This is a genomic window from Pseudolactococcus yaeyamensis (assembly GCF_054658615.1).
The window spans coordinates 1-7,536 of sequence record NZ_BAAGGP010000105.1 but is presented as its reverse complement, the minus strand read 5'-3'; the positions used below and the strand labels follow the sequence as shown (position 1 = coordinate 7,536).

Genomic DNA, 7,536 nt, shown 5'->3' with positions numbered 1-7,536 from the left:
TAGAAGTTTACTTGTTCAAGAAAAAATGATTGATGAAACAGCCATTTTTATTGATGGTACAAAACTTGAAGCTAATGCCAACAAGTTTACTTTTGTCTGGAAAAAATCCATTCAACGTTTTAGTGATCCCCTTGTTGAGAAGTCTAAAGCCCTTTATCAAAAGCTTTTAAGCAATGAAATTATTCCTGCAATTGAACTGGATAATGAAGCTGAATTATCAACACAAGAATTGATGGTCATTGAAGATGAGTTATCTCAAGCAGTTGAGACGCTCACACAAGAAATTAATACGGAATCAAACGGACAAAAACGTAAAGCTATACGCTCTCAAAGAAAGCCAATCAAATTAGCACGTAAACAAGTCGCTAACTTCATTTTAAGAAAAGAAAAATACAAAGTGGGCGTCATTTAAATTAAATATTAAGCAATTGCTTTCAGAAAAAGAGACAGGAAAACTCTATGGCAAACGTAAGATTGATATAGAGCCTGCCTTTGCCCATCTGAAGGCTAATTTGGATTTCACTCGATTTTCGGTTAGAGGGAAAGACAAAGTTAGACAAGAGAGTGGTTTAGATTTGATAGCGATTAGTCTCAGAAAACTGACGGTATCCTGTCGAACATAGAATAGAGAACAGAGAAAAAGCAAACTAGCACAATCAAAATTGATTGGATTAGCTTGCTTATTTTTTCAGTGACTGTGGACTTTGGTCCCAGACTCTTTTGTCTGCAAGCTGAGTACACGGTTTCCGTGTGCTTTTTGTCTAGACGTTTTATTTTATCTAGTTTGAGTAAATGAAAAAGTAGCTGATACAACGATAAAACGTTTACCCAAAAAGGGAGTTATGCTAGCCATTTTCCACCTAAATATGATAAAATAAAGTTTGGCAAAGCATATAAAAACAGTTAAAATGAGTTGATTTTAGAATTGACTGTCAGAGATAGATGAAGTGAGGTAAGGCGATGAGAATGATTGACATCATTCAGAAAAAACGAGATGGTTTGGCGCTGACCAAGGCTGAAACGACATGGCTGATAGAGCAGTATGCGATAGGGCAAATTCCAGACTATCAAATGTCTGCTTGGGCTATGGCGGTTTATTTCCAAGGTATGAACAAGACAGAAATTGCAGACTTAACCATGGCCATGGTTGCGACAGGTGAGCAGATTGACCTGTCCGATATCTCAGGTGTTAAAGTTGACAAACACTCAACAGGTGGCGTTGGCGACAAAGTCACCCTGATTTTGGCGCCACTTGTTAGCAGTTTTGGTGTCTCTGTTGCCAAGATGAGCGGTCGTGGCCTAGGTCATACCGGTGGTACCATTGACAAACTCGAAAGTATCCACGGCTTCCAAGTCGAGCGTACCCAAGCCGATTTTGTCCAACAAGTTAAAGACATTGGCATTTCGGTCATCGGCCAGTCGGATAACTTGGTCAAAGCCGACAAACTGCTTTACGCCCTACGTGACGTGACTGCGACCGTTGATATCATTCCCTTGATTGCAAGCTCAATTATGTCGAAAAAAATTGCAGCAGGTAGCGATGCTATTTTGCTAGATGTCACCGTTGGTAGCGGCGCCTTCATGAAAAACATGCTAGACGCCCGCCTACTCGCGCAAACCATGGTTGATTTGGGCAATGCAGTAGGACGCAAGACAGTAGCTGTAATTACAGATATGCGTCAACCTCTAGGCGCTACTATTGGTAATCGTTTAGAAATTGCTGAGAGCTTAACTGTTTTACAAGGAGGTGGTAGCCCAGAACTCAGACAATTCATCGCTGAATTGGCACAAATCATGCTCAGTCTAGCAGGCGTCGAAAAATCAGTAGACGACATTTTAGAAAATCTATCAAATGGTGCAGCCCTTGACAAATTCAAGCAAATGATTCAAGCGCAGGGAGGCGATATGGCTGAATTACTGACATCGCCAGAGCACGAGACAATTTTTTCAAAATCCGTGGTCAGTAGGCAAACTGGTTATGTGACCAGTTTTGATGCGCTGACAGCAGGTCTACTTGCCATGCGTGCAGGTGCAGGTCGTTCCGTCAAGTCAGACGTCCTTGACCTAGATGCCGGTCTTAGGATTTTCAAAAAAATCGGAGATTATGTCGAGAGTGGACAACCACTTTTTGAGATTTTGTATAATAAAGCTGATTTTGATGCCGACAAAGAAAGTCAAGTATTACTTGATGCCATTAGCATTTCAGATGAAAAAGTAGAAATTAAAGAGATTGTGGAGATTATCAAATGAATTTAAATAAATACATTGATCATACTGTTTTAAAAGCAGATACACCAAAAGATAAAGTCCAACAAATTATCGATGAGGCCATCCAGTATGACTTCATGAGCGTGTGTATCAACCCAACTTGGGTTAGTTTTGCGGCTGAAAAATTAGCGGCTACTGATGTAAAAGTTTGTACGGTTATTGGTTTTCCTTTGGGTGCCAATACGTCAGCAGTGAAAGCGTTCGAAGCGGCTGACGCCGTTAAAAATGGGGCAGATGAAGTCGACATGGTCATCAATATCGGCGCAGTGAAAGACGGCGACTGGGATTTAGTCGAATCTGATATCCAAGCCGTTGTAGACGCCTCAGGAGATGTCCTAACTAAAGTCATCATCGAAACGTCATTACTAACAGATGAAGAAAAAGTCAAATCTTGTCAATCTGCTGTCCGTGCGGGTGCAGACTTTGTTAAAACATCAACTGGTTTTTCTACTGCAGGTGCAACGGTTGCGGATATCGCGCTGATGCGTCAAACTGTAGGACCAGACTTAGGTGTTAAAGCATCAGGTGGTGTTCGCTCAATTGCTGATGCACAAGCCATGATTGACGCAGGTGCAACGCGACTTGGTACATCTAATGGTGTTGATATCATGAAAGGGAATGTAGCTGATGGCAATGGATACTGAGCTTTTTCAACAAGCGAGGGAGGCATCAAGTGTCGCTTATGTGCCTTATTCTAATTTTCCAGTAGGTGCAGCCTTAGTTGCTAAAAATGGACTCGTTTTTCAAGGCTGTAATATCGAAAATGCTAGTTTTGGTTTGACCAATTGTGCGGAACGTACAGCGATTTTTAAGGCAGTTTCGAGTGGTGTCCGTGAATTTGAGATGATTGGCATATACGGCGAGACGGAAGCACCAATATCTCCTTGTGGTGCTTGTCGTCAAGTTTTAACAGAATTTTGTCCAGATGACATGCCTGTTTGGCTATTTTCAAAAGCCGGTGATGTCAAAAAAACAACGGTTGGTGAGTTATTACCGTATCATTTTAAGAATTTAGACTAGAACCCAAATAATTAGGGTTTTATTACTAAAATAAATTGATAAATAGTTGTGAATTGATGCGAGTTAAGTTAAAATTAAGATAGAGTTTTGAAAATATATTGATATCTTGCTGACGCTTGCGTGAGCCAAAATTTGGAGGAGTTCATTTTGATGAATAAAAAAGTAATTGGTGTTGGTTTAGTTGCTGTTGCAGTCTTGTCCCTAGCTGCTTGTGGTAGTCGCGATAAGAGTACAGGGTCAGATAAAGCTAAAACTGACCTAACGGTTGCCATCATTACAGATACTGGTGGTGTGGATGACAAGTCATTTAACCAATCATCATGGGAAGGTTTACAAGCCTGGGGGAAAGCTAACAATTTATCTAAAGATAAAGGTTACACCTATTTCCAGTCTGCTAGTGAATCTGACTACACAACAAACCTTGACAGCGCCGTATCAGGTGGCTACAAATTGATTTACGGTATCGGTTTTGCGCTCCACAACGCCATTGATGAAGCGGCTAAAAATAATGCGGATATCAATTATGTCTTGATTGACGATGTGATTGAAGGACAAGATAATGTCGCTTCAGCAACCTTTAAGGACCAAGAGGCAGCCTACCTTGCAGGTGTTGCAGCAGCGAAAACAACGAAAACAAAGATCGTTGGTTTTGTTGGTGGTATGGAAGGTGAAGTTATCTCACGCTTTGAAAAAGGTTTTGAAGCAGGTGTGAAATCCGTTGATAAATCAATCAAAGTCCAAGTTGACTACGCAGGCTCATTCGCAGATGCTGCCAAAGGTAAAACAATCGCAGCGACACAATACGCTAGTGGCGCGGATATCATTTATCAAGCCGCTGGTGGCACTGGTGCTGGGGTCTTCTCTGAAGCTAAATCATTGAATGAAGAGAAGAAAGAAGCGGACAAAGTTTGGGTTATCGGTGTTGACCGTGACCAAAAAGAAGAAGGTAATTATACTTCTAAAGATGGTAAAAAAGCTAACTTTGTCCTTGCCTCATCAACTAAAGGTGTTGGCGAAGCGGTTCAAAACATCAGTAAAGAGACAGCAGCTGGTAAATTCCCAGGTGGTAAACACGTTGTTTACGGTATCAAAGAAGGTGCTGTTGGCCTAGCCGATGACAACCTGTCTAAAGATGCTAAAAGCGCAGTTGATCAAGCTTACGATGACATTAAATCAGGTAAAATTACTGTCCCTGAGAAATAAGACGCATCTGCTTTAAAAATTCGCTACTCTACGTCCTATTTTTAAAGTAAGTATCAGCATGATAAAAGACAGTGCTAGTTTTCAGGCACTGTTTTTTTAGATATTAGAAAAGAGGCATATATGTCAAAATTTAATCGGATTCATTTAGTCGTTATGGATTCAGTTGGAATCGGTGCTGCACCAGATGCAGCTGAATTTTTCAACCACGATACAAACGATACCCAATCAGACACACTCGGTCACATTTCAGAGAATTTTGCACTCAATGTACCTAACATGGCGAAACTAGGTTTGGGTCAGATTCCACGTGATAAAGCATTGGTGGGTGTTGAACAAATTGCGACAGGACAGTTGACTGGTTATGCTACAAAACTAGAAGAAGTTTCACGTGGTAAAGATACGATGACAGGTCACTGGGAAATTATGGGCTTAAATATTCAAGTCCCATTCCGTGTGTTCCCCGACGGTTACCCAGAAGATTTGCTTGAAAAAATTGAGGCTTTTTCGGGTCGTAAAGTCATTCGTGAGGCAAACATTCCTTATTCTGGTACAGCAGTCATCGATGATTTCGGTGCACGCCAAATGGAGACTGGGGAGCTGATTATCTATACCTCAGCCGATCCAGTCTTGCAAATTGCTGCGCATGAAGACATCATTCCATTGGAAGAACTTTATAAAATTTGTGAATATGTGCGTTCAATTACTTTAGACGCTCCTTATATGATTGGCCGAATTATTGCACGTCCTTATGTTGGTACACCGGGTAACTTTACACGGACAGCCAATCGTCATGACTATGCCCTGTCACCTTTCGGTCATACTGTTTTAGACAGTTTAAATGAAGCTGGTATTGGTGTCTACTCTGTTGGCAAAATCAACGATATTTTCAATGGTGTTGGCATTAACCATGATATGGGGCATACCGCAAGTAACATGGCTGGGGTAGACCGTTTGATTGAGACCTTGAAACTGCCAGACTTTGAAACCGGTTTTTCATTCACGAATTTGGTTGATTTTGATGCACTTTTCGGACATCGTCGTGATGTGGCGGGCTATGGGAATGCGATTAATGAATTTGATGCGAGACTACCTGAAATCTATGAGGCAATGGGTGACAATGACTTGTTGCTGATTACTGCTGACCATGGCAATGACCCAACTTATGTTGGCACTGATCACACGCGTGAGTATGTACCATTACTTGCTTACAGCAAATCATTTACTGAACAAGGCTTTTTAAATATCGGACACTATGCTGACATTTCAGCGACCGTCGCTGAAAACTTTGGCGTCGCTGCGACTGAAAACGGCGTATCATTCTTAGGAGACTTAAAATAATCATGACAATGATGGAAAAAATAAAGGAAACTGTTGTTTTTCTACAAAAACAAGGCGTTGAAAATGTAGACTTTGGCTTGATTTTAGGGTCAGGCTTAGGAGAGTTGGCAGATGAGATTTCAAATCCAGTCGTTATTGACTATGCTGACATTCCAAACTGGGGTAGGTCTACTGTTGCAGGTCATGCTGGTAAGTTGGTCTATGGCACACTTTCTGGCAAAAAAGTATTGGCACTTCAAGGACGTTTTCACTTTTATGAGGGGAACCCACTTGATGTCGTGACTTTCCCAGTTCGTGTCATGGCTGAGCTTGATGCGACAGGTGTTGTTGTCACTAACGCGGCAGGCGGTGTGACTCATGGACCGGGTACATTGATGTTGATTAATGATCACATTAATTTTACTGGTCAAAATCCTTTAATTGGTGAAAACATGGACGCTTACGGACCACGTTTCCCTGATATGTCAAGTGTCTATGATAAAGGCTACCAAGCCACTGCAAAAATTGTGGCTGATCGTGCGGGTATTGACTTGCAAGAAGGTGTCTACATGGGATTCACTGGTCCGACTTATGAAACACCTGCTGAAATTCGTTTTGCTGAAACAATCGGAGCAGATGCGGTTGGGATGTCAACTGTACCTGAAGTGATTATTGCCGTTCACTCGGGCTTACGTGTTCTTGGTATCTCTGCTATTACCAATCACGCTGCAGGTAAACAAGCTGAGCTCAAGCATGAAGAAGTTGTGGAAGTGACAACACGTATTAAAGGCACATTTAAAACGCTCATTAAAAAAATCTTGGAGGAAATCTAATGTCAATCCATATTGCCGCGAAAAAAGGTGACATTGCTGATAAGATTCTATTGCCAGGTGATCCTTTGCGTGCGAAATTTATCGCTGAGAACTTCTTAGAAAATCCAGTCTTGTTTAATGATATTCGAAATATGTTTGGTTATACAGGAACCTATAAAGGTGAGTGTATTTCTGTCATGGGTACTGGTATGGGGATGCCTTCTATTTCCATTTATGCGCATGAATTGATTACAGCATACGATGTTAAGAAATTGATTCGTGTGGGCACTGCTGGATCACTTTCTAAAGATGTTCATGTTCGGGAATTAGTCCTTGCGCAAGCAGCAGCGACAACGTCTCGCATTATCAAAAATGATTGGCCTGAGTATGATTTTCCCCAAATCGCTGATTTTGACTTACTAGATAGGGCTTATCACATCTCCAAAGACATGGGTGTCATCACTCACGTTGGTAATGTTTTATCTGCAGACTTATTTTATTCAGACTTATTTGACAAAAATATCAAGCTCGGTACTATGGGTGTTAAGGCTGTTGAGATGGAGACCGCTGCGCTTTATTATTTGGCTGCCAAGCACCAAGTACAAGCGCTGAGTCTCATGACTATTTCGGATAGTCTTGTTTTAGATGAAGATACGACTGCTGAGGAGCGTGAAAAGACCTTTACAGATATGATGCGAGTTGGTCTTGAAACCCTTATTGCTTAAGCAGATTTGAATAATCAAAAATTGAATTTTGACTTGAAAATTCTAGGTCGTGCTTAGAATTTTTCCACGGTCGTTTCATAAACTTTTTATTACGTCAGTCAATATCTTCTCATTCACCAAGCATTTCAATAGATTCTGCTTGACACTAACCCTTTTATTTACTTGTTTCAAATAAGTACGATGAGCCAAAA

Annotated in this window: 8 protein-coding genes and 1 pseudogene; all 9 read left to right on the top strand. The window is 41.1% G+C overall.

Going from position 1 to position 7,536, the window contains the following annotated elements:
• Positions 1-412: pseudogene (locus ACYQ21_RS13955) on the top strand (IS5/IS1182 family transposase); the annotation flags it as partial.
• 7 nt (positions 413-419) lie between these two features.
• Entirely contained in the window at positions 420-623 is a 204-nt protein-coding gene (locus ACYQ21_RS13950) for a transposase (protein ID WP_460059141.1), read from the top strand.
• A gap of 337 nt (positions 624-960) precedes the next feature.
• Positions 961-2,250, top strand: a complete 1,290-nt coding sequence (locus tag ACYQ21_RS13945; protein WP_460059139.1) for a pyrimidine-nucleoside phosphorylase — start codon at positions 961-963, stop codon at positions 2,248-2,250.
• A complete protein-coding gene (deoC, locus tag ACYQ21_RS13940) occupies positions 2,247-2,912 on the top strand; it encodes a deoxyribose-phosphate aldolase (protein ID WP_460059138.1) in 666 nt (221 codons plus the stop codon). The genes ACYQ21_RS13945 and deoC overlap by 4 nt, the downstream gene beginning before the upstream one ends.
• Complete coding sequence (locus ACYQ21_RS13935) at positions 2,896-3,288, top strand: cytidine deaminase (RefSeq protein ID WP_460059137.1); 393 nt, start codon at positions 2,896-2,898, stop codon at positions 3,286-3,288. Before deoC ends, ACYQ21_RS13935 begins: the two co-directional genes overlap by 17 nt.
• A gap of 150 nt (positions 3,289-3,438) precedes the next feature.
• Entirely contained in the window at positions 3,439-4,491 is a 1,053-nt protein-coding gene (locus ACYQ21_RS13930; protein ID WP_460059136.1) for a BMP family lipoprotein, read from the top strand.
• A 120-nt stretch (positions 4,492-4,611) separates the two neighbouring features.
• A complete protein-coding gene (locus tag ACYQ21_RS13925; RefSeq protein WP_460059135.1) occupies positions 4,612-5,829 on the top strand; it encodes a phosphopentomutase in 1,218 nt (405 codons plus the stop codon).
• Between the two features lie 2 nt (positions 5,830-5,831).
• Entirely contained in the window at positions 5,832-6,641 is an 810-nt protein-coding gene (locus ACYQ21_RS13920) for a purine-nucleoside phosphorylase (protein WP_460059134.1), read from the top strand.
• Complete coding sequence (deoD, locus tag ACYQ21_RS13915; RefSeq protein WP_460059133.1) at positions 6,641-7,345, top strand: purine-nucleoside phosphorylase; 705 nt, start codon at positions 6,641-6,643, stop codon at positions 7,343-7,345. The genes ACYQ21_RS13920 and deoD overlap by 1 nt, the downstream gene beginning before the upstream one ends.
• Positions 7,346-7,536: the final 191 nt, after the last annotated feature.

Coding starts and splice junctions, on each gene's coding strand:
- ACYQ21_RS13945 (WP_460059139.1), top strand. CDS start 961: ATGAGAATGATTGACATCATTCAGAAAAAACGAGATGGTTTGGCGCTG.
- deoC (WP_460059138.1), top strand. CDS start 2,247: ATGAATTTAAATAAATACATTGATCATACTGTTTTAAAAGCAGATACA.
- ACYQ21_RS13935 (WP_460059137.1), top strand. CDS start 2,896: ATGGCAATGGATACTGAGCTTTTTCAACAAGCGAGGGAGGCATCAAGT.
- ACYQ21_RS13930 (WP_460059136.1), top strand. CDS start 3,439: ATGAATAAAAAAGTAATTGGTGTTGGTTTAGTTGCTGTTGCAGTCTTG.
- ACYQ21_RS13925 (WP_460059135.1), top strand. CDS start 4,612: ATGTCAAAATTTAATCGGATTCATTTAGTCGTTATGGATTCAGTTGGA.
- ACYQ21_RS13920 (WP_460059134.1), top strand. CDS start 5,832: ATGACAATGATGGAAAAAATAAAGGAAACTGTTGTTTTTCTACAAAAA.
- deoD (WP_460059133.1), top strand. CDS start 6,641: ATGTCAATCCATATTGCCGCGAAAAAAGGTGACATTGCTGATAAGATT.